Genomic DNA, 25,728 nt, shown 5'->3' with positions numbered 1-25,728 from the left:
TTAAACTTGAATTACACCAAGGTTAAATTGCTTTTCGATAGGAGCGTGGTTGGCTGCTTCAATTCCCATGGAAATCCAGGTTCTGGTTTCTAATGGGTCAATGACGGCATCCGTCCATAGGCGTGAAGCGGCATAATAAGGAGACACCTGGGCATCATATTTGGCTTTTATCTTGTCAAAAAGCTCCTGTTCTTTTTCTTCGTCAACGACTTCGCCCTTTGCTTTAAGTGATGAAGCTTCTATCTGCATTAATACTTTGGCAGCCTGGGTTCCGCCCATTACTGCCAGTTCTGCGCTTGGCCATGCAAAAATCAATCTTGGGTCATAGGCCTTTCCACACATCGCATAATTTCCTGCGCCGTAAGAGTTTCCAACAACCACCGTAAATTTAGGTACAACAGAGTTTGAAACCGCGTTTACCATTTTTGCTCCATCTTTGATAATACCACCATGTTCCGATTTGCTTCCAACCATAAATCCGGTTACGTCCTGCAAGAAAACCAAAGGGATTTTCTTTTGGTTGCAATTGGCAATAAAACGCGTTGCCTTATCTGCAGAATCCGAATAAATAACGCCTCCAAACTGCATTTCACCTTTTTTGGATTTTACGACTTTTCGTTGGTTGGCAACGATTCCTACTGCCCAACCGTCAATTCTGGCATATCCTGTAATGATAGTCTGGCCATAGCCTTCTTTATATGCTTCAAATTCGGAATTATCAACCAAACGTTTGATGATGTCCATCATATCGTATTGTTCCGTTCTTAATTTAGGCAGTATACCGTAGATTTCTTTTTCACTTAAGGCTGGTTTTTCGGGTTGTATTCTGTTAAATCCGGCTTTTTCGTAATCCCCGATTTTGTCTACGATATTTTTTATTTTGTCTAAAGCGTCCTTATCGTCTTTCGCTTTGTAATCAGTTACTCCTGAAATTTCACAATGAGTGGTTGCACCGCCCAATGTTTCGTTATCAATGCTTTCGCCTATGGCAGCTTTTACAAGATAGCTTCCGGCCAGGAAGATACTTCCGGTTTTGTCAACAATCAGTGCCTCATCACTCATAATAGGAAGGTAGGCTCCACCGGCAACACAGCTTCCCATAACGGCAGCAATTTGTGTAATGCCCATGCTGCTCATAATGGCATTGTTTCTGAAAATTCTTCCGAAATGTTCTTTATCCGGGAAAATTTCATCCTGCATTGGCAGGTATACTCCGGCACTGTCTACCAAATAAATAATAGGCAGTCTGTTTTCCATGGCAATTTCCTGGGCACGAAGGTTCTTTTTTCCTGTAATCGGAAACCAGGCTCCGGCCTTTACGGTAGCATCATTGGCTACTACGACACATTGTTTTCCTTTGATGTAGCCTATTTTGACTACAACGCCTCCGGATGGACAACCGCCATGTTCAGCATACATGCCATCACCTACAAATGCGCCTATTTCAATACTTTCTTTTTTAGGGTCGAGAAGGTAATCAATTCTTTCCCTGGCGGTCATTTTACCTTCTGCGTGTAATTTTTCTATTCTTTTTTCGCCTCCGCCCAGTCTTACTTTAGCGAAGCGTTGCTTTAAATCAGATAATAAGAGTTTGTTGTGGTCTTCGTTTTTATTGAAGTTGATATCCATAATGTATAGAGTGTATTTTGCTTATTTTTTTGAGATTGCTAAAATACGAAAACGTTTGCAATAAAAAAGAAATCGGCTTTCAGGAAGTACTTTCCAATATTACCAAATCGTAAATTTTAATAACTGCTTATTTATGATTTATTAATATTGTCTTAACATTAAAGAGATACATTTGCACCATTAAATAACAAACCTATGTCTTTAAACAGTATTTTCCAGTTTTTAGTTCCTAAAGATAAAAAGTTCTTCCCTCTTTTCGAACAGGCTTCACAAAATTTAATCTTATTGGCTGAAACTTTGCACGAGGCAGTAAATGCGCCAAAGCTAGAAAGAGAGAACTATTTCAGAAAAATCGAAGAGCTAGAGGCTATTATTGAGGAAATTACACACAAAACCCACCTGGAGCTAAGCAGAAACTTTATTACTCCATTTGACCGTGAGGATATTTTCGCCCTTGTAAAATCAATGGATGATGTGGCAGATTATATGCATGGTGCTGCCAGTAGAATGCGTTTGTATCAGGTAGAAAAAATCACGAAATCAATTCGTAAATTGACTGAAATCAACCTGGAAGCCTGCCAGCATATTGGTATTGCGATAAAAGAGTTGAAAGATTTGAAAAATCTTAAAGCGATTGCAGATGCCTGCAAAAAAATCAATAAGTTGGAAAGTAAGGCAGATAACGTTTTTGACAAAGCGGTTGCCGATATCTTTGAAAATGAGACTGATGCTAAAAACATCATCAAGTATAAAGAAGTTTTGTCTGCACTTGAATCTGCATCAGACAAATGTAAGAGCGTAGCAAACGTTTTGGAATCTGTGGTAGTTAAGCACTCCTAAATCATTTTTGACTCAACAATCTTATGGATTTTACAATATTAATTGTCATAATCGTTCTTGCATTAATCTTTGATTATATCAACGGTTTCCACGATGCAGCGAACGCGATTGCAACTATTGTTGCGACAAAGGTGCTTACTCCGTTTCAGGCTGTTGTTTGGGCTGCGTTCTTTAACTTCCTGGCTTATTGGGTTTTTGGGTTTGGTGTTGCCGATACGGTGGCCAAAACAGCCAATACGATGGAAATTAACCTGACGGTTATTTTAGCGGGAATCATAGCCGCAATTTGTTGGAATTTATTGACCTGGTGGCTGGGAATTCCTTCCAGTTCTTCACATACTCTGATTGGTGGTTTTGCCGGTGCGGCAATTGCCCATGCCGGTTTTGACGTGGTTACATGGTACAAGGCGGCAAGTGGTGGTGGAATGCCTTCAGGAGTTATAATTATTATTGCCTTTATTGTCCTCGCACCGTTGCTCGGGGCATTGGCTTCCTATCTCATTTCGATTTGGCTTCTTAATTCATCTAAAAAAAGCATTTATCCCAAACTGTTTACAGGAGCTTTGATGATTGCTACGGTTGTATTTGTTGCCTATCAGATGATACCTTATGACAAGATTAAAAAACCTCGTTTTGATTCTCATTTTTGGAGTGTTGTTTTTGAAGCACATAATATCAAATGGTTTTTGGTGGCGTTTATCATACTGTCTGTAAGTACATTTTGTTTGTTCTTTAGCAGAATGAGCCATAGTAAATCAGAATCATGGCTTAAAAAGATGCAGCTTCTTTCGTCTGCGGCTTTCAGTTTAGGACATGGTGGAAACGATTCTCAAAAAGTAATGGGTATTATTGCAGCGGCTGTAGCTGTTTATATCCACACAAATGGCTTGCCACAGGAAAGTATGCCGGAATGGCTGAATGTGGTACTTCCTGATGAAACAGGAGATTTCCATATGCCATCCTGGATTCCGCTTGCGTGTTATTCTGCTATTGCAGCCGGAACATTGAGTGGTGGTTGGAAGATTGTAAAGACCATGGGATCTAAAATTACAAAAGTAACTTCGTTTGAAGGAGTTGCCGCAGAAACAGCAGGAGCTTTGACTTTGTATTTTACAGAACACTTAAAAATCCCGGTAAGTACAACCCACACAATTACAGGTTCGATTATTGGAGTAGGTCTGACTAAGCGTATTTCTGCCGTTCGTTGGGGAGTTACCGTTAGCCTGATATGGGCCTGGGTACTAACTATTCCGATTTCAGCTATTTTAGCAGCATTGTTTTACTATGTTCTGAATATGTTCCTGTAACGAAACAATATACACTAAACCACTGCTTTTGCGGTGGTTTTTTGCTTTTAGCACATTCTTAACCCGGTGTTAGCAAATAAATAGTTATTTTTAATAAAAACAAAAAAAATGAAAACCAGAAACTTTATTATTCTTTCAATATTGGTAACAAATGTAGCTATGGCCCAGCTTAAAAAAGTTGATTATAAAGACAATGCACAAATTTTAAGCGGTTTTTCTGCAGTTCCTAAAAAAGCACTAGGAAATAAACCTGGTGTGCTTATTCTTCCGGCATGGAAAGGAGTTGATGAACATTCCAAAGAGATTGCAACCAAGCTGGCAGATATGGGATATTATGCTTTTGTGGCCGATATTTATGGAGCAGATAAAAGACCCAAAGACACAAAAGAGGCAGGCGAAAAATCCGGATATTATAAAACAAATATTAAAGAATACCAGAACAGGATTTCGCTCGCTTTGGCGGAATTGGTAAAACAGGGTGCTAATGCTGACAATGTGGTCGTGATAGGCTATTGTTTTGGAGGTACAGGTGCATTGGAAGCGGCAAGAGTTAATATGAAAGTAAGGGGAGTAGTATCATTCCACGGAGGTTTGGGTAAAGATGCTTCCCGTGAAATAAGTGCCATACAGCCAAAAGTGTTGGTTCTTCACGGAGCAGATGACCCGTATATTTCAGAAAAAGAAATCAAGGATTTCCAAAATGAAATGAGAGCGGCCAAAGCCGACTGGCAAATGAATTATTATGCTGATGCAGTTCATGCATTTACTGAAAAAAGTGCCGGAAACGATAATTCGAAAGGAGCAGCTTATAATGAACTGGCAGATAAACGTTCCTGGGAAGCAATGAAGTTATTCTTCAACGAAGTGTTGAAATAAGAATTACAAAACTTTGCGGCTCTGCGTCTTTGCGAGCAATAATGTCACGTAAAGGTGCAGAGCCGCAAGGTTTAAAACGTATAAGTTTTTTAATGATGTGAGATTTCAGTTTCTTCCTGCTTATAGATAATAGGCAGTGAGATAAAAAATGAAGTACCTAATTCCTTTCCGGGACTTTTGGCAAAAATTTGCCCTTTATGCAACTCCACAAACGACTTGCAAATGGATAATCCTAATCCGTTAGAACTTTCTTTTCCGGTTGGTTTGGAACTTAATTTGGCGAATTTTTTGAAAAGTTTATCGGCGTCTTCATCATTCAGTCCTTGTCCCTGGTCCTGGAACTCAATTTCTACAAAATCATCAATTTTTTTAGCAATAATTTTGATTGTGGTATTGCTGTAAGAATACTTGATGGCGTTGCTCAAAAGATTATGGAGCACATCAGAAATTTTGGTTTTGTCGATATTGATTTTTGGGAGCGTATCTTCAATTGTCAATTCAATTATCTGGTTCTTTTTGTTAGCCAGTAATTCAAAATTGTTTACCAAACGGTCCAGCATTTCTTTCAGGTCGGCTTCTTCAATAGAAAGTCTTTGTTCTTTCTCGCCGTCTTCAGAGAGCTTAAGCAGGTCGGTTAGCTTATTTTGTATGGTAGCGACACAATATTTAATCATATCGGTCATCTTTTGCGTTTTTGATGTGTCAAGCCTTAAAATGTCGTTGGCAAGGCTTATGGATGCCAGCGGATTTTTAATTTCATGCAGGGCAATACCCATAAGTTCGTTTTGTGACTTGATAATGGTGTTGTAGCGCAGCCTGCTTTCGAGTTTGTTGATTACAATATCGGCAAGTGTTCGTAGCATATCCATTTGATGTTCTGTGACTTCTTTGGGTGCACTGTCAATAACACAAACGGTTCCTACAGAATATCCTTCAGGAGTTTTTAAAGGAGCACCGGCATAAAACCGTATTCCATTTTGAGAATTGACAAAACGATTTTCAGATAAATCAGGAATAGTCCGGGTATCACTAAAGACCGTAATTTTTTCATCCAGAATTGCCAGCGAACATAAGCTGTCTTCTCTTCGAACTTCTGTTGCCTGAAAATCGCCTATGTTAGCCTTAAAGTAAACACGGTGTTCGTCAACAAAAGTTACGAAAGCATTTTTGGTATTGAATATTTGCGAGGCCAATAGGGCAATCTTGTCAAAGGTGTCTTCCGAATGCGTATCAAGAACCTGATAGTCATAAAGTTTCTGAAGCCGTAAAGCTTCGTTATTCGGAATAAATGAAATGGGCTTTTTGTAAATCATGGCATCCTCCAGATTAAGACCTTAAATCGGTTTTAATTTAAGAATCTCAGATAAAGATAGGACTTCTGTTTGGAGAAATTGTTACACTTAAACCATAATTTCTTAAAAAAATATTAAAATAATGAAAAATAAAAAAGCGAATTATATCTCATTACCAGTAAATTAGGGGTCTGAGCTATAATTCGCGATTTTATGTTTGTATGATTATTCCTCTTCTTTTTGTCCCATCATCATTAAAAATGCTTTCAGGAACTCATCAATTTCACCATTCATAACAGATTCCACGTCACTGGTTTCCTGCTCAGTTCTTACATCTTTTACCAATTTATACGGATGCATCACATAGTTTCGTATCTGTGAGCCCCATTCGATTTTCATCTTTTTGGCTTCAATTTCGTCCCGCAGCGCCTGCTTCTTTTTTAATTCGATTTCATATAATTGCGATTTCAGCAATTGCATGGCTTTGGTCTTGTTGTCTAATTGAGAACGGGTTTCAGAGTTTTCGATAATGATTCCAGTCGGGTGGTGACGGAGTCGTACGGCTGTTTCAACCTTGTTAACATTCTGTCCGCCCGCACCACTTGAACGCATGGTTTCCCATGAAATATCAGCAGGATTAATTTCGATTTCAATAGTGTCGTCCGCCAATGGATATACATACACCGAAGCAAAAGAGGTATGGCGTTTTCCATTGCTGTCAAAAGGTGAAATTCGTACGAGGCGATGAACGCCATTTTCGCCTTTTAAATAGCCAAAAGAATAATCGCCTTCAAATTCAAGTGTTACTGTTTTTATTCCGGCTACCTCGCCAGCCTGAAAGTTCAGTTCTTTGATTTTGTAGCCATTCTTTTCACCCCACATCATATACATTCGCATTAGCATTTGGGCCCAGTCACAGCTTTCTGTACCACCGGCTCCTGCTGTAATCTGCAATACTGCGCTTAAACTGTCGCCTTCATCAGACAGCATGTTTTTGAACTCAATATTTTCGATATGCGTATTGGCCAGATTGTATTGTTCGTCCAATTCTTCGGCGGTCATTTCGCCTTCTCTGTAAAACTCATAAGCCAATTGCAGTTCTTCGGCCAGAGAAACAGCTTTGTCGTAATCTTCAACCCACTTTTTCTTGGAACGCAGCATTTTAACATGTGCTTCGGCTTCTTTGGGGTTGTTCCAAAAATCAGGAGCTAGTGTTTTTTCTTCTTCGTTAGCAATTTCGATTAGTTTCTTATCGACGTCAAAGATACCTCCTCAACGCACCAAGGCGTTCTACAATACCTTTAATTTGTTCGGTAGTTGTCATAAATTTTATACTTTTATACCCACAAAAATAAGGTATACTTTTGATATTATGGAAATAAATTTAGTAAGCGATACGGTAACAAAACCGACAAATGAAATGCTACAGCAGATGTTTCGTTCAAAAGTAGGCGATGATGTATATAAGCAAGACCCGACCGTCAATGAATTAGAAGAGATGGTCGCCAGTATATTTGGGATGGAAGCAGCGCTTTTTTTTCCCTCCGGAACAATGGCTAACCAAACGGCAATTAAACTGCATACCAATCCGGGTGAGCAGATAATCTGTGATAAATGGTCGCATATTTTTCATTACGAAGGAGGTGGAGCATCATTTAACAGTGGTGTTTCCTGTTGTTTGGTTGATGGGAAGAGAGGAATGATTACGGCAGAACAAGTCAGAGAATCGATTAATCCTCCGGAATTTTACCACAGTCCTTTAACCAGTATGGTAAGTATAGAAAATACGACAAACAAAGGGGGGGGAGCTTGCTATGAAATAGAAGAGCTTGCTAAGATTAAAGAAGTCTGCAAAGAAAATAACTTAAAATACCATTTAGACGGTGCCCGTTTGTGGAACGCCTTAGTGGCAAAAAGACAAAATCCGAAGCACTTCGGAGAATTATTCGATACGATTTCCGTCTGCCTCTCAAAAGGATTAGGCGCGCCTGTAGGTTCTGTATTGTTAGGAAGTAAAGAAACAATGGACCGTGCCTTGAGAATCAGAAAGATGTTGGGTGGCGGAATGCGTCAGGCAGGCTATTTGGCAGGTGCCGGAATTTATGCCTTAAAGCATAATGTGAGCCGTTTGCAGGAAGACCATAACAAGGCAAAAGAACTGGCTTATATACTTAAACAATTGCCTTGGGTAGAAAGCGTTGAACCTGTGGAAACCAATATCTTGATATTTGCCGTAAAACCGCAGTATAATGAAGATGTTGTGATTGAAAAATTAAAGCAGAAAAATATTTTTATCAGTTCATTAGGCAAAGGCAAACTCCGAATTGTTACCCATCTGGACTATAGAGATGTCATGCATACCTATGTCATAGAAACGTTGCAAAAACTAACTTTTTAGATGTACGCTCTAGGCTTTAAGCTGTAAGCCAATCGCTTACTAATTAAAGCCTAAAGCATATTGCTTACAGCCTACAGCTTATCGCTTACAGCTATTTAAACATATCCATACCCGGAATATTAGGCATACCGTCTTTTGCTACTGCGCCTAATTCTGCTTCGTTTACAGCTGTTGCTTTTTGGATGGCTTTGTTCATAACTAATACCAGATAGTCTTCAAGTTGTTCTTTGTCTTCCAGTAAACTGTCGTCTATTTCTATTGATTTTACTGTACGGTTAGCCGTAAGCGTAACTTTCAAAAGCCCGTCGTTGCTTTGCTCGTCAATCAAAACAGAATCAAGCCTTTTTTTAGTTTCTTCTATTTTTTGTTGGGTTTCTTTTAGTTTGCCCATCATGCCCATTAAGTCTCCAAACATTGTTGATAATTTTTATGATTTATAATTGCGAAATTATTAAATTGCATAGTCATATTCAAGGGAGAATTAGATGAAAAATAAATTAATTTTATGTTGCCTTTGTATTATTTTTGCAACTTCATATTCGCAAAATACATTCCGTAAAATGTCAATAACAATACCCCCGCCAACAGCAAAAAAAATACCTAAAACGCTGGAAAAGCACGGCGATAAAAGAGTAGACGATTATTTTTGGTTAAATGATAGACAAAACAAAGAAGTTATTGACTATCTGAATAGCGAAAATCAGTACTATGAGGAGATGACCGCTCATACCAAAGGATTGAAAAAGTTGCTGTTTGAGGAAATGAAAGGCAGGATTAAAGAAGATGATTCTTCCGTGCCTTATTTTTTTAATGGCTATTGGTATATAACGCGCTTTGAAACCGGTAAAGATTATCCTATTTATGCCAGAAAAAAAGGCAGCCTTACTGCAAAGGAAGAAATTCTTTTTGACTGCAATGAGATGGCAAAAGGGCATTCCTATTTTCAGTTAGGAGGAGTGAGCATTAGTCCGGATAATAAATACGCTTCTTTTGGAGTGGATATTATAGGAAGAAGAATTTATACTATCCAGGTAAAAAATCTCCAAACCGGAAAGCTGTTTGAAGATAAAATTGAAAATACAACGGGTAGCTCAACATGGGCTAATGATAATAAAACCTTGTTTTATACACAGCAGGATAAACAGACCTTGCGTTCGGATAAGGTTTTCAAACACAAACTTGGCGGCAGGCAGGAACAGGACGTTTTGGTTTATGATGAAGTAGACGATACGTTTAATGTTTCTGTAAGCAAGGAAAAATCAAAAAAATATATCGTAATCAGTTCTTCAAGTACTTTAACGACAGAATTCAGGACGTTATTAGCAGATGACCCGGATGGCGAATTTAAAGTTTTTCAGCCAAGAGTCAGAGGAATGGAATACAGTATAGCTCATTATGGCGATAGCTTTTACATATTGACCAATAAAGATGATGCAACCAATTTTAAATTGATGAAAACGCCTGAAAAAGCGACTTCTATGGAAAATTGGAAAGATTTGATTCCGCATCGTGAAGACGTGCTGCTGGAAGACATTGAAATTTTTAAAGATTATTTGGTTCTTGGTGAACGTTCTAACGGATTAAACAAGATAAGGATTATGCCCTGGAATGGAAAAGGGGAGTATTATCTGCCGTTTGACAGCGAAACCTATACCGCTAATATTTCTACAAATCCGGACTTTGATACGCAGATTTTGCGTTACAGCTATCAGTCACTTGGAACCCCATCTTCCGTAATCGATTTCAATATGAAAACGAAAGAAAAGGAAATCAAGAAGGAACAGCAGGTTTTGGGCGGAAAGTTTGACAAGAAAAATTATGTAGAAGAAAGAGTTTGGGCTACTGCTGAAGACGGTACTAAAATTCCTATTTCCATGATTTACAGAAAAGGAATGAAAAAAGATGGTAAAAATCCATTGCTGTTATATGCCTATGGTTCTTATGGCGCTACTATGGATCCTTATTTTTCATCTACCAGACTATCGCTTTTAGACAGAGGATTTATTTATGCCATTGCCCATATTCGCGGAGGTGAAGATATGGGAAGATTATGGTATGAGAATGGTAAATTACTCCATAAAAAAAATACTTTTACTGATTTTATAGATTGTTCCAAATTTGTAATTAAGGAAAAATATACCAGCGCTGAACATCTGTATGCCGAAGGTGGTTCTGCTGGTGGTTTATTGATGGGAGCGGTTGTAAACATGGCACCTGAACTGTATCATGGTGTTATTGCACAGGTTCCTTTTGTAGATGTTGTAACGACTATGCTTGATGATACAATTCCGCTTACTACAGGGGAATATGATGAATGGGGAAATCCAAACGAAAAAGAATATTACGATTATATGAAATCCTATTCGCCCTATGATAATGTCAAAGCACAGAATTATCCAAATATGTATGTGTCAACAGGACTTCATGATTCGCAGGTTCAATATTGGGAACCGGCGAAATGGGTCGCCAAATTAAGAACCTTGAAAACGGATACTAATTTGTTATTCCTTGATACTAACATGGATGCGGGGCATGGAGGTGCTTCAGGAAGGTTTGAAGCATTGAAGGAATTAGCTAAGGAATTCAGTTTTTTGTTAGATTTAGAAGGAATTGAAAACTAATTAGATTTTTTTTGTTAAATTTGCAAGGATTTGAGGTCAATAAAAATTCAATGAGTTGCCTTGATTAACTATTTTTTTATGAAAGAAGAAATAAAAGCTTATAATAACGTATTGGAATTAATAGGTAATACCCCACTTATTAAGCTCAATAAAGTCACTGAAAATATAGAAGGTAATTTCTACGCAAAAGTAGAAGCTTTTAATCCGGGACACTCCACTAAAGATAGAATTGCATTATATATTATTGAGGAAGCCGAAAGACAAGGGATTTTGTCACCAGGCGATACAATAATTGAAACGACATCAGGAAATACGGGATTCAGTATTGCAATGGTGAGCATTATAAAAGGCTACAATTGTATTTTGGCAGTAAGTTCAAAATCATCAAAAGATAAAATAGATATGCTGAGAAGTATGGGAGCCAAGGTGTATGTTTGCCCTGCCCATGTTTCAGCAGACGATGAAAGGTCTTACTATAATGTTGCAAAAAGACTTCATGAAGAAACAAAAGGTTCTGTTTACATCAACCAGTATTTCAATCAACTGAATATTGATGCACACTACCAAACAACCGGACCGGAAATCTGGGAGCAAACCAACGGAAAAATTACACACCTGGTTGCCTGTAGCGGAACAGGAGGAACTATTTCCGGAGCCGCAAAATTTCTTAAAGAAAAAAATCCAAACATTAGAATATTAGGTGTTGATGCTTTTGGTTCTGTATTGAAAAAATACCACGAAACAAAAGAGTTTGATTCTAATGAAATCTACCCATACAGAATCGAAGGTTTAGGGAAAAATTTAATTCCAACAGCAACCGATTTTGATTCTATCGACAAATTCATAAAAGTAACCGACGAAGAAAGCGCACACGCTACAAGAGAAATAGCCAAAAAAGAAGGCTTATTTGTAGGGTATACTTCCGGAGCCGTTCTTCAGGCTATCAAACAATATGCAGAAGAAGGTGAATTTAATAAAGACAGTAACGTAATTGCTATTTTCCCTGATCATGGTTCAAGATATATGAGCAAAGTATTTAGTGATGACTGGATGAACGAACAAGGATTCTTCGATAGCGTAAATGCTGAAGAAGCTCAGAAAATAGAATTCATAAAATAACCGATTTTATAAAGCATAAAAAAACTCCGGAATTTCCGGAGTTTTTTTATTTTAATCCGTTGAGAACAGTTTCGGTTAGCCTTTTGTTACCTGTCCGGAACCGCTGATGTTTTTCTTTATACTGGGATTCCCTGTATATTTTACAACCCCTGAACCTTGAATATCGGCAGTAAGGTCTTTTTCGGTTTTTGTTTTGACATATCCGGAACCATGAATAGCCGCTTTAGTGGTCGATGAAGTAAAATCAGAAGCATCTACACTACCTGAACCACTAATTTCTGTAGAAAAAACATTGGCTCTTCCCTCTAATTCTATTTTGCCGGAGCCATTAATTTTGGCGTCTGCAGTATTGGCATTAAGGTTCATTTCAACTTTTCCGGAACCGTCTATTTTTATAGAAGCAGCATCAGCGTTTACATTATCCAAATCTATTTTTCCAGAACCGCTTACTGAAGCAACAAACTTATTAGACTTTATAGAAATTTCTGATTTGATACTTCCAGAACCTGAAAGACTTACTTCGTCTAATTGTTTAATCGGGACCTTTACAACTACTTCGCCTTTAAGGTTTAGTTTTTTGGTACTCTTGATATAAATCTTAAGCGTATTTCCTTCTACTTCGGTAATCAGGTTTTGTAGTGTTTTTTCATCTCCTTCGGCAGTTAGGGTATTTGAATTGCCCGCTACCAGAACTACTTTTGCTGAACCTCTCGATTCAACTTTTGAAAAATTACCAACAGTTCTGCTTTCTGTCTTGGTTTGTGAATTTGCCACAGCAATAAAGAATAAGCCGAATAGCAATAAGAATTGTGTTTTTTTCATGATGATTTAATTAAATGATTGAATCGTAAATTTATGCAATTCCTACAAATAAAAAAACTCCTGAGTATTCAGGAGTTTTGTATTAAAGATAATTCTGTGTTTATTCTTCCATAGTATGGTAAACGTTTTGAACGTCGTCATCTTCTTCAATTTTTTCCAAAAGCTTCTCTACGTCTGCTATCTGGTCTTCCGTAAGTTTTTTGGTTACCTGCGGAATTCTCTCAAATCCGGAAGAAAGGATTTCAATGCCTCTGTTTTCCAATTCTTTCTGGATGGCGCCAAAACTTTCGAATGGAGCATAAATCAGGATGCCGTCTTCATCGGCAAAAATTTCTTCGGCACCAAAATCAATGAATTCCAATTCCATTTCTTCAATGTCGATTCCTTCTGCCGGAATTCTGAAGTTGCAGGTATGGTCAAACATAAACTCTACAGAACCCTGTGTTCCTAAAGTTCCGTTGCATTTGTTGAAATAGCTTCTGATGTTGGCTACAGTTCTGTTATTATTGTCTGTAGCAGTTTCAATCAGGATTGCAATTCCGTGTGGTGCATATCCTTCAAATAAAACTTCTTTATAGTTTGCCGTGTCTTTGTCCGTTGCCTTTTTGATAGCTCTTTCAACATTATCCTTAGGCATGTTCACAGCTTTGGCATTTTGGATAACTGCCCTTAATCTGGAGTTGGACTCCGGATTTGGACCGCCTTCCTTAACCGCCATTACAATATCTTTTCCAATTCTTGTAAATGCTTTAGCCATTGCTGACCAGCGCTTCATTTTTCTATTTTTTCTGAACTCAAACGCTCTTCCCATTTCTAAAATTTTTTTAACGTTGCAAAAATAAGTTTTATCCTTTTTTATTTCAAATCTATTTTAATCTTTCGGAACATGTTTTGAAATAAATTGTTCACCGGCCTGTTCCCATTCCGTATTAACGGCTATTTTGTTCTGGTAGAACTTAGAATTCAGCTTATTGTATTCGCTGATTTCGTTGTTTACGGATTTTACCAGATTGTTGAAATTGTCAATTTCCTGTTTTGTCCTGTTCTTTTCAGGTTTTTTATCCAAAGATTCTTTAGTGTCCTCTACCTGTTGGTTCAGCATCAGGAATGAAACTACTTTAGGCGTAAGCTCAATCGCCTCTTTTTTATAAAATTCAAGTGCTTTTTTTGTCGCTTCAATCAGACTGGCATCCTTATTAAAAGGAACTGTTGTTTTTAGCTTTTCCAAACCTTCATTGGCATAAAGTTCCAATGAAGAAGCGTGTTGTTGTATGGCATTCAGGTCTTTTTGTTCAATTGATTTCATCAGATTTATATCGGTTACATTCACTTTGAAAAAGATAAGGAACATTTCCGTATGGTATTTGAAGACGGCATTTGAAGCCCTCATTTTTTTGCTTAAATCGGAATTATCATCCGTAATCTGAATATTGTATTTATTCCCAAAAAGTTTCTGGTTGGCGTTGAGCTTTTCAACTTCATCATTTATTTTTTCATTTACCAGGTCACGTGCCATAATATAGGCTTCCATAAAATCATATGATTGTTCTGCAACTTCCTGCATGTCGATGATTTTTTCATATTCATCATTGATGTATTTTTCCGAAATCGACAGATAGGACAGGAGCTGGTCTCGATATTCAGTGTCTCCTTTGTAGCCGTTTTTCAGCCCGGCTATTTTCTTTGAAGCATTTTGTATCGATTTGAGCAAGGCTTTTCGGGAAGCATCAATCCTTCTGGCACTTTTGCTGTGTGCAACAGCTTTAGTGTAATTCCACGTATTTCTCGAAATAGCAGCAGATTCTTTCCCGATAAAGTTCAGATAATCAACAGGAGTTCGGAAATCCTGGGCTTTGGCTAGTGTTATGGCAAATAAGGCAAAAATGGCAAGTACGGTTTTTTTCATGGATTGTCTAGTTTTTTTTAGTGGCGTAATAATCGGAAATAATATTGATGCCTTCCAAAACATAAGCATTAGTCTTTAAGTCCTTAATACGATATTCGCTAATGCTTTTCTGGAACTCATCAAATTTCAATATTTCTTTTTCGTAGGAAGTATTCGCAATTTCAAAATCAATTGGTGTCTCAACTATCTTTTTTACGGAATCAAAAAACGCATCAATACTGTGTACATCTTTGAATACGCTTTCAAAATTTAACAGGATTGGATCTTTTGGAGAATTGTATATGGAATTGATTTTTGTATTGATAGCGTTTATTTCATTGAAATAGGCATTGTTGCTGACTCTTTTTTTGCTTTGTGCAATCAGGTTTTCAAAATCACTTCTTGAATAAGGAACAAACTTAGCCTTTGTAGTAATAACATCATTTTTTAATGCCGTTTTACTGCTTTTTTCCCTTGAAATAATACCGTCATATAGGGTTGGAATCGCTACATCAGGAACAACTCCGGTTAGCTGATGGCTTTTTCCTGTAATTCGGTAGAATTTTTCAATGGTCAGTTTAACAAAATCCTGTTCGTTTCCGTTTTCTATTGGAAGTATTTGCTGCATGGAAGCTTTACCTAATGTTGTTGCTCCTATAATAATAGCTCTGTTATAGTCCTGCATCACAGAAGCAAAAAATTCACTGGCCGAAGCAGAATTTCCATTTACCAATACAACTATGGGGCCATTATATACAACACCCCGATTGAAATCCTTAATGATTTTTTGTTCTTTCTTATTGTTGACCAAAACGGAAATAGGGCCAGCGTCAATAAACATTCCGGACAATTTTATGGCTTCTTCCATAGAACCGCCCCCATCATCCTGAAGGTCAAGTATCAGTCCTTCAATATTATCTTTTTTTAACTTTAGAATTTCCTTTGCAACGTCATCCGAAATACCCTGAACCGTGTTTCTGTCAAAATCAGTATAAAAACTCGGAATATTGATATATCCGATGCGGGTGTTGTTTTTTGACACTATATAGCTGTAGGCCGCATGGTCGTCTGCCTTCATTATTTTTTTCTGAAGTGTGACATCGTATAATGTTCCGTTTTTCTTTCGCATTGAAAGTGTAATTTCTTTGTGAGTATCTGAAAAAATAATACTTCCAATGGTTTCCAGAGAACTGCAGGAAACGAGAAAATCTTCTCCTTTTTTGGGAGATACTTTAATTACCTGGTCTCCTTTTTCTATGATTTCTGTTCTTGCGGCAGGGCCTCCCGGGACAATTTCCTGAACAATCAGCTCCTCATTTTCATTCAGGGAGACATACATTCCCAGAGAAAAATTATCTGTGGAAAGTTCAGATAGGAAAGAGGATTTGGTGTCGTATGAAAAGTAGGAGGTATGCGGGTCAAAGTAGGAACAGAAAATAGAGTAAAAACTGTTTCGGATGTTCTTTTCGATACCTTCTTTGGAGTCCAGCCTGTTGGTGATTTTACAAAGGGCTGTCTCGAATATTTTTTCCCTTGATTTTTTTTCAAGACTTGCAAAGTTCTGTTTTAGGGAATCATAATTTTTACTGGTCTTGGCAATATCTTCCAAAATATCAAAACGCAGCCTTTTTGCAAAAACTTTGCTCACGTCTTCTGCTTTTACATAAAACGGAAAATTCTTTTTGGTAAAACGGACTGTATCGTTTGTATTGTAATCCAGCTTTTCTTTCTGTAATTTTTCAATGGCAGTCTTGCTTCTTTCCAGAGCTTTCTTATAGGTTTTGGAAAAATCTTCGAAAAAAGAACAGTCGTTACCGGCAATATAATCATCAAGTTTGAATTTGTACTTTGACAGATAATCATATTCCGTTTTCAGGAAAATATTTTTGTCCGTATCCAATTCATTCATTAATGTTTCAAAAACATAAACCGATAGGCTGTCGTCTACCGGTTTAGGATTGAAATGCTCATGTTGGATGAGCTTGTTTATTTTTATAAGAACATCGCAGGATTTACCGCTATCTTGTGAATGTGATACAAAAGGGATAAACAGTAAAAACAGCAGGATTCTATTCATATATTTTTATTTTTTATAAAAGGGCAATTTAACGACTTTGGCCGGGATGTCATTTTTTCGGATACGGATAAAAATCTCACTATCTACTCCGGAGAATTCTGTGGTAACGTAGCCCAGACCAATACCTTTGTTCAAAGATGGTGCCATAGTCCCGGAAGTTACTACCCCGATGATGTTTCCATCTTTGTCAACGATTTCATAGTCATGGCGTGGAATTCCTCTTTCTGTCAATTCAAAACCAACAAGCTTTCTTAAGACTCCGGCTTCTTTCTGTTTTAGAAGATTTTCAGAATTGGTAAATTCTTTGTTGAATTTAGTAATCCAACCCAAACCGGCTTCGATAGGCGAAGTCGTGTCATTAATGTCATTCCCGTAAAGACAGAAGCCCATTTCAAGACGAAGCGTATCTCTTGCCGCTAATCCGATAGGTTTGATACCATATGATTTTCCGGCTTCAAATACCTTATTCCAGATTTGTTCGATGTTTTCGTTTTTTGCGTAGATTTCAAAACCGCCCGAACCGGTGTAGCCAGTTGCAGAAATGATTACATCCGGTACTCCGGCAAAATCTCCCACTTCAAAGTGGTAGTATTTGATTGCAGCAAGGTCAACAGACGTCAGTGACTGCATTGCTTCTACAGCTTTTGGTCCTTGTATGGCTAATAATGAATAGTCGTCAGAGATATTTCTCATTTCAGCACCAACATCATTTTTTGTAGAAATCCAATTCCAGTCTTTCTCAATGTTAGAGGCATTCACAACCAGCAAATATTGGTCTTCTTTCATTTTATAAACAATCAAATCGTCTACAATACCGCCATTTTCGTTTGGAAGACAAGAATATTGTGCTTTGCCTACGGTTAATGTAGAAGCATCATTTGTGGTTACTTTTTGGATTAAAGCCAGGGCATTTGGACCTGAAATAAGGAATTCTCCCATGTGTGAAACATCAAAAACTCCAACTCCGTTACGAACAGTTTCGTGTTCAATATTTACTCCTTCATATTGTACTGGCATATTATATCCTGCAAAAGGAACCATTTTAGCTCCAAGATTTTCGTGAACGTGCGTAAGCGCGGTATTTTTCATTTGTGCTGTGTATAAAAATTAAAGTTGCTAATTTATTGTTTTTTTTTGCAGTTTCAAAGGTGAAAACCGTGGATTTTTTAGGAATATTATACCTTGATGAGATAAATAATTATCAAGGTTTTTTATATTTGAAAACAAACAAAAAATATGAAATTCAATATCAGGACAACAGTACTATTTTTTTCTGTATTTTTTTCTGTGCAGCTGTATGCGCAGAAGCAGGTTGCTATTACGATAGATGATATTCCCAATACAAAAAGATTCCAAAAGGATGGATTTCAGTCTTTATTATTGAAAAAACTGGATTCGTTACAATTACCGATTGCTATTTTTATCAATGAAGGAAAAATTTATGAAACAGATTCTGTGTCAATGAATTTCCGCTTGTTGGAAAATTGGGTTAAGCGAAGCTACATTACGCTGGGCAACCATAGTTTTAGCCATTTACGCTATTCTGATGCAGGACTAACGGTTTTTGCCAATGATATTTATAAAGGAGAAGCTATTACTAAAGAACTGGCAAAAAAATATAGTAAGCCATTAAAACATTTCAGATTTCCATTTAATGATTTGGGAAAAGACACATTGCAGCATAAAGAAATTGAAAATTACCTGACACAAAAAGGATATCGCATTACGCCTTATACGGTTGAGAGTGAAGATTGGGCCTATAGTACGGTTTATGAATATTACCTCGCCAAAAATGATATTGCGAATGCCAAAAGTACAGGGGAGAAGTATGTGAAAAAGACCATAGAATTTTTTGAGTTTTTTGAAATGCTGGGAACGCAGCAATACAAAAGACCGGTTCGTCATATTTATTTATGCCACGACAACTTGCTGAATGCTGATTACCTACCCAAAATCGTAAAACTGCTAAAAACAAAAGGCTATACTTTTGTGAGTCTTGATGAAGCCTTACAGGACAGTGTTTACCAACAGAAAGATAATTATTATAAAAAATGGGGTGTTTCCTGGCTCTATAGATGGATGAAATCCCAAAAGGAAGCCACCGCCATTATGAAAAAAGAACCCGATAACGCAGAAATAGAAAAACTCTACGATAAGATAACAAAAGGATAATCCAATAAAAAAATCCCGATTATAAACTAATCGGGATTTTTTGTGAGGGCTGACCAAAATTATTTTTGGTCGATATATGTTTTATTTCCGTTTTTGTTGATGTAGTATTTACCGCCTTTAGGTCCTGTGTAAACCTTCTTGCCGTTGTAATATTCGCCAGATGCCTTATCTTTTACATCTGCATTATATTTTTTGACTTCGACTTTTGCATCTGCCTTTGCCTTGGCAACATCCGCTTTTGCTTCCGTTTTTGTTACCGCAGCTTTTTCTTTGGCTTTTGCCGTTTCTACTTTAGCATCTGCTTTTTTCTTGGCTACATCAGCTTTTGCTTCTGTTTTCGATTCTACTGCCTTTTCTTTAGCCTTAGCTACATCTTTCTTGGCAGATTCTTCTGCTTTTTTTGCTTTTGCATCCGCTTTTTCAACAGCTTTCTTACTGTCTGCTTTTGCCTGGGCTACTTCTGCTTTTGCTTTCTTCTTCGCCGTTGTTTCCTGGGCGCTCATGTAGCCTGAAAATAACAAAGCAATACCTAAAACAATTAATTTTTTCATACTTTGTGTTTTTTAATTTGAATTAAAATTAGTAAATTAATTGATACAAATGAATAGATTTGTAGTACAAATTAAACATTTCAAATCATTATGAGATTTCTACAGCTAATAGTGTGCCTAATTGTTCTTTCGTCTTGCAAAAATCCACAAGAGGTGGTTTATAGCGATGCTCTTTTGTCAAGCAATCGTGAATATATTGACGAAAATGCTGCGATTCTGGAAGCGGCCAAAGCTAACATCAGCGATACTGCTTTTGTGAATTTAAGGGATTATGGTAAAGATTTCTTTTATGATATGAAATATGCAACAGAAGACAATTTCCTGAAAACAAAAGTATACGATTGCGCGGAATGCTATCTCCGGTTTAAAACCGTTAAAGCTTTAATCAAAGCGAATCAGGCGTTTTTAAAACTTGGATATAAGATTAAAGTATATGATTGCTACAGACCTCTGGATGTACAAAAGAAGATGTGGGCAATAACGCCAAATCCTACTTATGTGGCCGACCCGGCTAAAGGTTCCATTCATAATAGAGGAGGGGCTGTAGACATAACGCTAACAGATTACAGCGGTAATGAATTGGATATGGGAACAGGATTTGACCATTTCGGACCGGAAGCGGCACATGACTATAAAAACATTTCGGCAGAAGCTGCAACCAATCGAAAGATTTTAAAAGAAATAATGCTGAAAAACGGATTCCGTTCTTTTGCTTCGGAATGGTGGCATTACAACCTGATGAGCGCTTCGACTTTACCTGTATCTAATTTTACATGGGACTGCAAGAACTAATCTAGTTCAGGCATTTAAGATGGTCGATAAAGAAATTTTCAGGATAGGATTTCTCTCCGTTTAATTCGGAAGTAAGTTCCTTTTTCATAATATAGTCAACCGTTTCTGAAGCGTATTTTATACGGATTAACGTAATTGGGGATTTTTCCAACTCTTCCATCGTATTTTTCATAAATAAAAAGGCACCCGTAGAAATTCTAATATTGGAACTTTGAGCTTCATCCCGAATCATTGATCCGCAGCTTCCCTCATCAGAAATCAGCATGGTAATTATTTTGCCATTTGCCAATTGCAGGTAAACCCGTGAATTTTTATCGAAACAAAATGCCTTGATGAAATCTTTACTTTTTTGAATATTTTGGAAATTCAACAGTGGAGTACCATTGGCATTAATCAGTGAGAAAAAGATATAACTCGAAGTTCCTGCAAAGTTTTTTTCATATACGATTTTTTGTACCGTTTCTTTATAGCTGCCTATGGAATCTGTAAAATTGGAACTGTATTCGCATGATTTCTGGGCATAAACGCCCATTTGAAGCATTAAAAAAGTAAGTATAAGCAATCGTTTCATTCTTCTGTTTTTATTTTGGTGCAAAGTAATACTATTTTGTCATTATTCATATTGGTCGTAAAAAAACAATACAGGTTTCCTCCGTCATTTATTTTCCACTTTTTTCGAAGGTTCTCAACGGTTTCCGGAAAATTCCGGATAGTAATATTGGCTTTTTTATTTTGTAGCAGTTCCTTCATTTCAGTTTTGCCGTATTTTATTACTTCATCAATCTGAAAGGTTCTTCCGGGAAAATCAACCAATTCATTGGCAGTATAAAGATGCGAAAGCGGATGAAGCTTGTCCAGTTTAAATTTGGCGCTCACCGACTCAAAAAAGCCGGATTTCATTATTGAACTATTAGGTTCATAAAGATATTTTTTAGGCAATCCGTAAAAAGCACTTTCACTTTCACCCAGTACAAAATCAAGTTTTTCAGTCTTTTCTTTGGTTTTGTTTAAGGTAATAATTGTTATACTGCCGGTATAATCTTTTGAAATTTCCCAAAGCAATTCTTTGACTTCGTTTTCAATGGCTATAATATGGATGGCCTTTACATTGGTAAGTTCTGATAATCCTGCAGCAATATCCAGAATGGGAGCTGTCTTTATCAGCAGATTGTCTGAATATTCAAAATAGAATTTCTGCAATTCCGGAACATTGGGCAGACAATCTTTTAAAAGGAAAACCTTTCCTTTTACATCACTTCGTCTTGATGGGTCAACATACATCCAGTCAAATTTCCGATTCAGCTTCTGAAGTATTTCCGAACTGTCGCCTGTAAAGCATTCGATATTTGAGGCATGGAGTATTTTAAAATTATGACTTGCAATATCAGATAATTCCGCATTCATTTCACAATGAACAACCGATTTCATTTTTTTTGAAAAATAATAACTGTCAACACCAAAGCCGCCGGTCAGGTCAATCAGGCTTTTTCCGGAAACAATTGCTGCTTTGTAGGAAGCTGTTTCTTCAGATGAAGTCTGTTCTATTGATAGTTTTGGAGGATAAACAATGTTTTTTGCTGCATACCAGGTAGGAAGTTTCTGTTCTGCCTTGCCTTTTGCCGCTATCTGGTTTAACAATACGGCAAAGTCGATTTCAGGAAACGGATTTTTCTGGAAAGCCAGTTTTGAAATATCTTTCCTGATATTGGCTTCTATAAAATTCTGGATTTCGGGTTTTAGAATGTCAGAAATCAAATGTTTCGGGTTAAAATTTTTACGATAGGATTTTGAGGGAAAAATTCTTTGGCAACTACTTTTACAATGGTATAAAGTGGTACTGCCACAATCATTCCCAGTACTCCAAAAATAAATCCGCTCGCCAGAATTACCACAAAAATTTCCAAAGGATGGGAATTGACGCTGTTGGAGAATATTAACGGAGTGGTGATGTTGTTATCAATAATTTGGGCAACGGTGTAGCCAATCAATACATATATTGTTGTCGATAGCATTTCGCCCTGTGATTCAGGGTCCATGTGGCCCAGCATTGTCAATATGGCAACAAGGACAGTGGCAATAAGCGGTCCGATATAAGGTATGATATTCAGAATTGCTGTGATAAAAGCGATGATAAATGCATTTTCCACACCAAAAATCAGCAATACGATTAGGTAGCAAATAAATAAAATGGTTACCTGTCCGATAAGGCCAATAAAATAACGGCTTAACAAGTGGTTTATTTTTCTGAAAGAATTCAGGATTTTGTCTTCGTGTTCGTTTGGAAGTATCTTCTTGGCATTGACGATAAAGAGTTTCTGGTCTTTCAAAAAGAAAAAAGTAATAAAAATGACAGAACCTATAGCGACACCAACATTTCCGAGTATTGAAACCAAAGAATTTATGAAATTAGGAATAAAATTCAGATTCAGTTTCGAGGTCAGGTCTGATTTTTTGACCATACTTTCGATGTCGATATTATGGTCTGAAAAATAACTCTTCAGTCTTTCGGTCAAATCCACCAAATCGGCTTCAAGTCGTGCTGTATCTAATAAAGAAAGATTTTCGCCCTGCGAAACGATTAACGGAACAAACATCATGATAAAGCCCGCCATGAGCAATATAAAGAATACCAGTGTTACTATAACTGCTACGATATGGTTGAACTTTAATCTTTTTTCCAGGAATTTGACAATCGGATTTCCAATCATGCTGACAATCAAAGCAATGAACAGGAAAAGAATAACGGACTGGATTTTATATAAAAGAAACAGCAAGAGCAAAATTCCGGTTATTACTGCCAAAGCACGCAATATTCCGTTAGCAATAGTTTTTGAGGTCACCATATTTTTCTTTTTAGAATCTAAATTTAGTTAAAAAAATCGGAGTTCTTCTAAAAATAAAATCCCGTTTCTAATTATTGAAAATATAATAGATAATATTGGCGCCCATTTTTAGTGCTTTTTCACGAACTTCTTTTGGGTCGTTGTGCACTTCCGGGTCTTCCCATCCATCACCCAAATCGGTTTCATAAGTATACAAAAGTGCCAGCCTGTTGTCTATAAAAATTCCAAATGCCTGTGGCCTTTTGTTGTCGTGTTCGTGGATTTTCGGGATTCCGGCAGGAAATGAAAAAGGTTTTTGGAATATGGGATGGTTTGCCGGGATTTCCACAAGAGCGTTGTTTGGAAAAATTCTTTTCAGTTCCCTGCGGATATATTCATCCATTCCATAGTTGTCATCTACATGGAGAAATCCACCGGAAGTAAGATAGTTTCGTAGATTGTTTATTTCGGAATCACTGAATACCACATTCCCGTGTCCGGTCATGTGTACAAAAGGATAGGAGAGCAGGTCAGGACTTCCCGGTTCAACCGTTGCCGGTTTTGGAGTGATTCGGGTATTTATATTTTGATTGCAAAATTTAATCAGGTTGGGCAAAGAAGTCGGATTTCCATACCAGTCACCACCGCCATTGTATTTTAATAAGGCAATTTCCTGCGATTGGGCTACAAGGGAAAAACACAACAGAAATGCAAAATATATTTTCTTCATAATCTCAACCGGATTTATTTTTCGTTTATAAAAACTACACTATGGCAAGCAACAACAGCAGCAGTTTCAGTTCTCAATCGCGTATTGCCTAAAGTTACGGGAATGTAATTGTTTTCGACCGCCAATTTGATTTCTTTTTCAGAAAAATCACCTTCCGGACCAATAAGTATCGTAACGTCCTGATTGGGTAATACGGTTTCTTTTAATGATTTTTTCTGGGTTTCCTCACAGTGGGCGATGAGCTTTAGCCCTTCGTTTTGTTGCTGTTTTATAAAATCCTTAAACGAAACAGGTTCATTCAATTTTGGGAGATAATAATGCAGCGACTGTTTCATAGCCGATAATATAATCTTGTCAAAACGGTCTGTCTTGACTACTTTTCTTTCAGAATGGTCACAGATGATAGGTGTAATTTCACCAATTCCTATTTCGGTTGCTTTTTCCAGAAACCATTCAAAACGGTCGTTCATTTTGGTAGGCGCAACAGCCAGATGAAGCTTATATCCGGTTGCTTCACCTTTTTCAGAGCCAATAATTTTTACCAAACATTTTGAATCTGAAGCTAATGCAATTTCGGTTTTAAATAAATAACCTAATCCGTTGGTTACATATAGATTATCACCTTCTTTTTTACGTAATACTTTAACGATGTGTTTGCTTTCTTCCTTGTCGAAAAAGAAGGTTTCTGTTGCTGTTGTGATTGTTGGATTATAGAATAATTGCATAATTAAAACGGAATACGCGCTTTGGAAACGACTGAATTATCTTCAAATTTTGAAGCAAGATATTTATGATATCCGACAATTCCAATCATGGCGGCATTATCTGTGGTATATTCGAATTTGGGAATAAAGGTTTTCCAGCCGTATTTTGTTTCTGCTTCTTTCAATGTCTGGCGAATCCCCGAATTGGCAGAAACACCACCACCAATGGCAATCTGATTGATACCGGTTTGTTGGGCTGCCAGTTTTAATTTGTCCATCAAAATTTCAATAATCGTGTGCTGTATGGAAGCACAGATATCATTCAGATTTTCTTCAATGAAATTTGGATTTTGGGCGACATTTTTCTGTATAAAATACAATATGGCTGTTTTTAGGCCGCTAAAGCTGAAATCAAGTCCCGGAACTTTTGGTTTGGTAAATGAAAAAGCTTTCGGGTTTCCCAATTTGGCATATTTGTCAACCAAAGGTCCGCCAGGATAGGGAAGTCCCAGAATTTTGGCGCTCTTGTCAAAAGCTTCACCAACAGCGTCATCTGTCGTTTCTCCAATAATTTCCATATCAAAGAAATCGTTAACCTTGACGATTTGCGTATGTCCGCCGCTGATTGTCAATGCCAGAAAAGGAAATTCCGGCTTGTCGTAACCTTCTTCTTCTATAAAATGCGCCAGAATATGGGCATGCATATGGTTAACGGCAATCAACGGAACCTTTAAGGCAAGCGATAAGGATTTGGCAAAAGAACTGCCTACCAATAGCGACCCCATAAGACCCGGACCTTGTGTAAAAGCTATTGCATTTAACTGTTTTTTATCGATATTTGCTTTGCGAATCGCCATTTCAATAACGGGAACGATATTTTGCTGGTGGGCTCTCGAAGCAAGTTCGGGAACTACACCGCCATATTCGCCGTGAATGCTCTGATTTGCAACAACATTGGACAGGACTTTGTTGTCTTGAAGAATGGCAGCTGCGGTATCGTCGCAGGAACTTTCGATAGCTAATATAAAAAGAGAGTTATTTCCCATAAAAGGGCACGGATTTTGAATTATATTTGACAAAAATAAAACAAT

At 37.3% G+C, this 25,728-nt stretch carries 24 protein-coding genes; 8 read left to right on the top strand and 16 right to left on the bottom strand.

Annotated features, from left to right (window positions below):
* Positions 1-1,629, bottom strand: a complete 1,629-nt coding sequence (locus B0G92_RS13855) for an acyl-CoA carboxylase subunit beta (protein WP_101472657.1) — start codon at positions 1,627-1,629, stop codon at positions 1-3.
* A 195-nt stretch (positions 1,630-1,824) separates the two neighbouring features.
* Here B0G92_RS13855 and B0G92_RS13850 point away from each other — a divergent pair, with 195 nt between their 5' ends.
* The 3 genes from B0G92_RS13850 (at position 1,825) to B0G92_RS13840 (ending at position 4,652) form a co-directional block, all read left to right on the top strand.
* The gene (locus B0G92_RS13850; protein WP_056073285.1) at positions 1,825-2,469 is read left to right on the top strand and encodes a DUF47 domain-containing protein; all 645 of its coding nucleotides are present in this window, start codon (positions 1,825-1,827) and stop codon (positions 2,467-2,469) included.
* Between the two features lie 23 nt (positions 2,470-2,492).
* Positions 2,493-3,776: an inorganic phosphate transporter gene (locus tag B0G92_RS13845; RefSeq protein ID WP_056073288.1), complete on the top strand. Its 1,284-nt coding sequence runs from the start codon at positions 2,493-2,495 to the stop codon at positions 3,774-3,776.
* A 108-nt stretch (positions 3,777-3,884) separates the two neighbouring features.
* Positions 3,885-4,652, top strand: coding sequence for a dienelactone hydrolase family protein (locus B0G92_RS13840; protein WP_101472656.1), 768 nt, complete (start codon positions 3,885-3,887; stop codon positions 4,650-4,652).
* A gap of 89 nt (positions 4,653-4,741) precedes the next feature.
* Here the strand turns inward: B0G92_RS13840 and B0G92_RS13835 are convergent, their stop codons facing one another.
* Together B0G92_RS13835 and prfB are read right to left on the bottom strand one after the other, a co-directional pair.
* Complete coding sequence (locus tag B0G92_RS13835; protein WP_101472655.1) at positions 4,742-5,965, bottom strand: GAF domain-containing sensor histidine kinase; 1,224 nt, start codon at positions 5,963-5,965, stop codon at positions 4,742-4,744.
* Between the two features lie 204 nt (positions 5,966-6,169).
* Positions 6,170-7,268 (bottom strand): peptide chain release factor 2 gene (prfB, locus tag B0G92_RS13830; RefSeq protein WP_121366419.1). Its coding sequence is split into 2 segments (ribosomal slippage): positions 6,170-7,204 and positions 7,206-7,268, totalling 1,098 coding nucleotides; the frame shifts between segments, so codons are not numbered across the junction.
* A 48-nt stretch (positions 7,269-7,316) separates the two neighbouring features.
* Between prfB and B0G92_RS13825 the strand changes: the two genes are divergently transcribed.
* Positions 7,317-8,342, top strand: a complete 1,026-nt coding sequence (locus tag B0G92_RS13825; RefSeq protein WP_101472654.1) for a threonine aldolase family protein — start codon at positions 7,317-7,319, stop codon at positions 8,340-8,342.
* 91 nt (positions 8,343-8,433) lie between these two features.
* Here the strand turns inward: B0G92_RS13825 and B0G92_RS13820 are convergent, their stop codons facing one another.
* Complete coding sequence (locus B0G92_RS13820) at positions 8,434-8,757, bottom strand: YbaB/EbfC family nucleoid-associated protein (protein WP_056073307.1); 324 nt, start codon at positions 8,755-8,757, stop codon at positions 8,434-8,436.
* Between the two features lie 145 nt (positions 8,758-8,902).
* Here B0G92_RS13820 and B0G92_RS13815 point away from each other — a divergent pair, with 145 nt between their 5' ends.
* Positions 8,903-10,963, top strand: coding sequence for a S9 family peptidase (locus tag B0G92_RS13815; RefSeq protein ID WP_375153607.1), 2,061 nt, complete (start codon positions 8,903-8,905; stop codon positions 10,961-10,963).
* 78 nt (positions 10,964-11,041) lie between these two features.
* Complete coding sequence (gene capA, locus B0G92_RS13810; protein WP_056073314.1) at positions 11,042-12,082, top strand: cysteate synthase; 1,041 nt, start codon at positions 11,042-11,044, stop codon at positions 12,080-12,082.
* 75 nt (positions 12,083-12,157) lie between these two features.
* On the opposite strand, the gene B0G92_RS13805 is transcribed toward capA, so the two are convergent.
* The 5 genes from B0G92_RS13805 to gcvT all read right to left on the bottom strand — a co-directional run bounded on the left by B0G92_RS13805 (position 12,158) and on the right by gcvT (position 17,955).
* On the bottom strand, positions 12,158-12,904 hold the full coding sequence (locus B0G92_RS13805; RefSeq protein ID WP_101472652.1) for a head GIN domain-containing protein: 747 nt from the start codon (positions 12,902-12,904) through the stop codon (positions 12,158-12,160).
* Positions 12,905-13,004: 100 nt separating this feature from the next.
* Entirely contained in the window at positions 13,005-13,715 is a 711-nt protein-coding gene (locus B0G92_RS13800; RefSeq protein WP_056073320.1) for a YebC/PmpR family DNA-binding transcriptional regulator, read from the bottom strand.
* A 60-nt stretch (positions 13,716-13,775) separates the two neighbouring features.
* Complete coding sequence (locus B0G92_RS13795) at positions 13,776-14,810, bottom strand: LIC11966 family surface protein (RefSeq protein ID WP_101472651.1); 1,035 nt, start codon at positions 14,808-14,810, stop codon at positions 13,776-13,778.
* Between the two features lie 7 nt (positions 14,811-14,817).
* A complete protein-coding gene (locus B0G92_RS13790) occupies positions 14,818-16,866 on the bottom strand; it encodes a S41 family peptidase (protein ID WP_101472650.1) in 2,049 nt (682 codons plus the stop codon).
* Positions 16,867-16,872: 6 nt separating this feature from the next.
* Positions 16,873-17,955 (bottom strand): glycine cleavage system aminomethyltransferase GcvT, encoded by a 1,083-nt coding sequence (gcvT, locus tag B0G92_RS13785; protein WP_101472649.1) that lies wholly within the window; start codon positions 17,953-17,955, stop codon positions 16,873-16,875.
* Positions 17,956-18,102: 147 nt separating this feature from the next.
* Between gcvT and B0G92_RS13780 the strand changes: the two genes are divergently transcribed.
* Entirely contained in the window at positions 18,103-19,038 is a 936-nt protein-coding gene (locus tag B0G92_RS13780) for a polysaccharide deacetylase family protein (RefSeq protein ID WP_101472648.1), read from the top strand.
* Between the two features lie 59 nt (positions 19,039-19,097).
* Here B0G92_RS13780 and B0G92_RS13775 read toward each other — a convergent pair whose 3' ends face one another.
* The gene (locus B0G92_RS13775; RefSeq protein WP_101472647.1) at positions 19,098-19,589 is read right to left on the bottom strand and encodes a hypothetical protein; all 492 of its coding nucleotides are present in this window, start codon (positions 19,587-19,589) and stop codon (positions 19,098-19,100) included.
* Between the two features lie 90 nt (positions 19,590-19,679).
* On the opposite strand from B0G92_RS13775, the gene ddpX reads away from it, so the two are divergent.
* Positions 19,680-20,381, top strand: coding sequence for a D-alanyl-D-alanine dipeptidase (ddpX, locus tag B0G92_RS13770; protein WP_101472646.1), 702 nt, complete (start codon positions 19,680-19,682; stop codon positions 20,379-20,381).
* A gap of 1 nt (position 20,382) precedes the next feature.
* Here ddpX and B0G92_RS13765 read toward each other — a convergent pair whose 3' ends face one another.
* From B0G92_RS13765 to tsaD, 6 genes are all read right to left on the bottom strand, one after another.
* Entirely contained in the window at positions 20,383-20,952 is a 570-nt protein-coding gene (locus B0G92_RS13765) for a hypothetical protein (RefSeq protein ID WP_056073342.1), read from the bottom strand.
* Complete coding sequence (locus tag B0G92_RS13760) at positions 20,949-22,136, bottom strand: THUMP-like domain-containing protein (protein ID WP_101472645.1); 1,188 nt, start codon at positions 22,134-22,136, stop codon at positions 20,949-20,951. Before B0G92_RS13760 ends, B0G92_RS13765 begins: the two co-directional genes overlap by 4 nt.
* On the bottom strand, positions 22,133-23,224 hold the full coding sequence (locus B0G92_RS13755) for an AI-2E family transporter (protein ID WP_056073347.1): 1,092 nt from the start codon (positions 23,222-23,224) through the stop codon (positions 22,133-22,135). Before B0G92_RS13755 ends, B0G92_RS13760 begins: the two co-directional genes overlap by 4 nt.
* Positions 23,225-23,291: 67 nt before the next feature.
* Positions 23,292-23,933, bottom strand: a complete 642-nt coding sequence (locus B0G92_RS13750) for a DUF4159 domain-containing protein (protein ID WP_056073350.1) — start codon at positions 23,931-23,933, stop codon at positions 23,292-23,294.
* A 14-nt stretch (positions 23,934-23,947) separates the two neighbouring features.
* Positions 23,948-24,658: a 16S rRNA (uracil(1498)-N(3))-methyltransferase gene (locus B0G92_RS13745; RefSeq protein ID WP_101472644.1), complete on the bottom strand. Its 711-nt coding sequence runs from the start codon at positions 24,656-24,658 to the stop codon at positions 23,948-23,950.
* 2 nt (positions 24,659-24,660) lie between these two features.
* Positions 24,661-25,683: a tRNA (adenosine(37)-N6)-threonylcarbamoyltransferase complex transferase subunit TsaD gene (gene tsaD, locus B0G92_RS13740; protein ID WP_101472643.1), complete on the bottom strand. Its 1,023-nt coding sequence runs from the start codon at positions 25,681-25,683 to the stop codon at positions 24,661-24,663.
* Positions 25,684-25,728: the final 45 nt, after the last annotated feature.

Source organism: Flavobacterium lindanitolerans (assembly GCF_002846575.1).
In the GTDB taxonomy this organism is placed as follows: domain Bacteria; phylum Bacteroidota; class Bacteroidia; order Flavobacteriales; family Flavobacteriaceae; genus Flavobacterium; species Flavobacterium lindanitolerans.
Note: the sequence above shows the minus strand (reverse complement) of the source record. Positions and strands in the feature narration are given on the sequence as shown.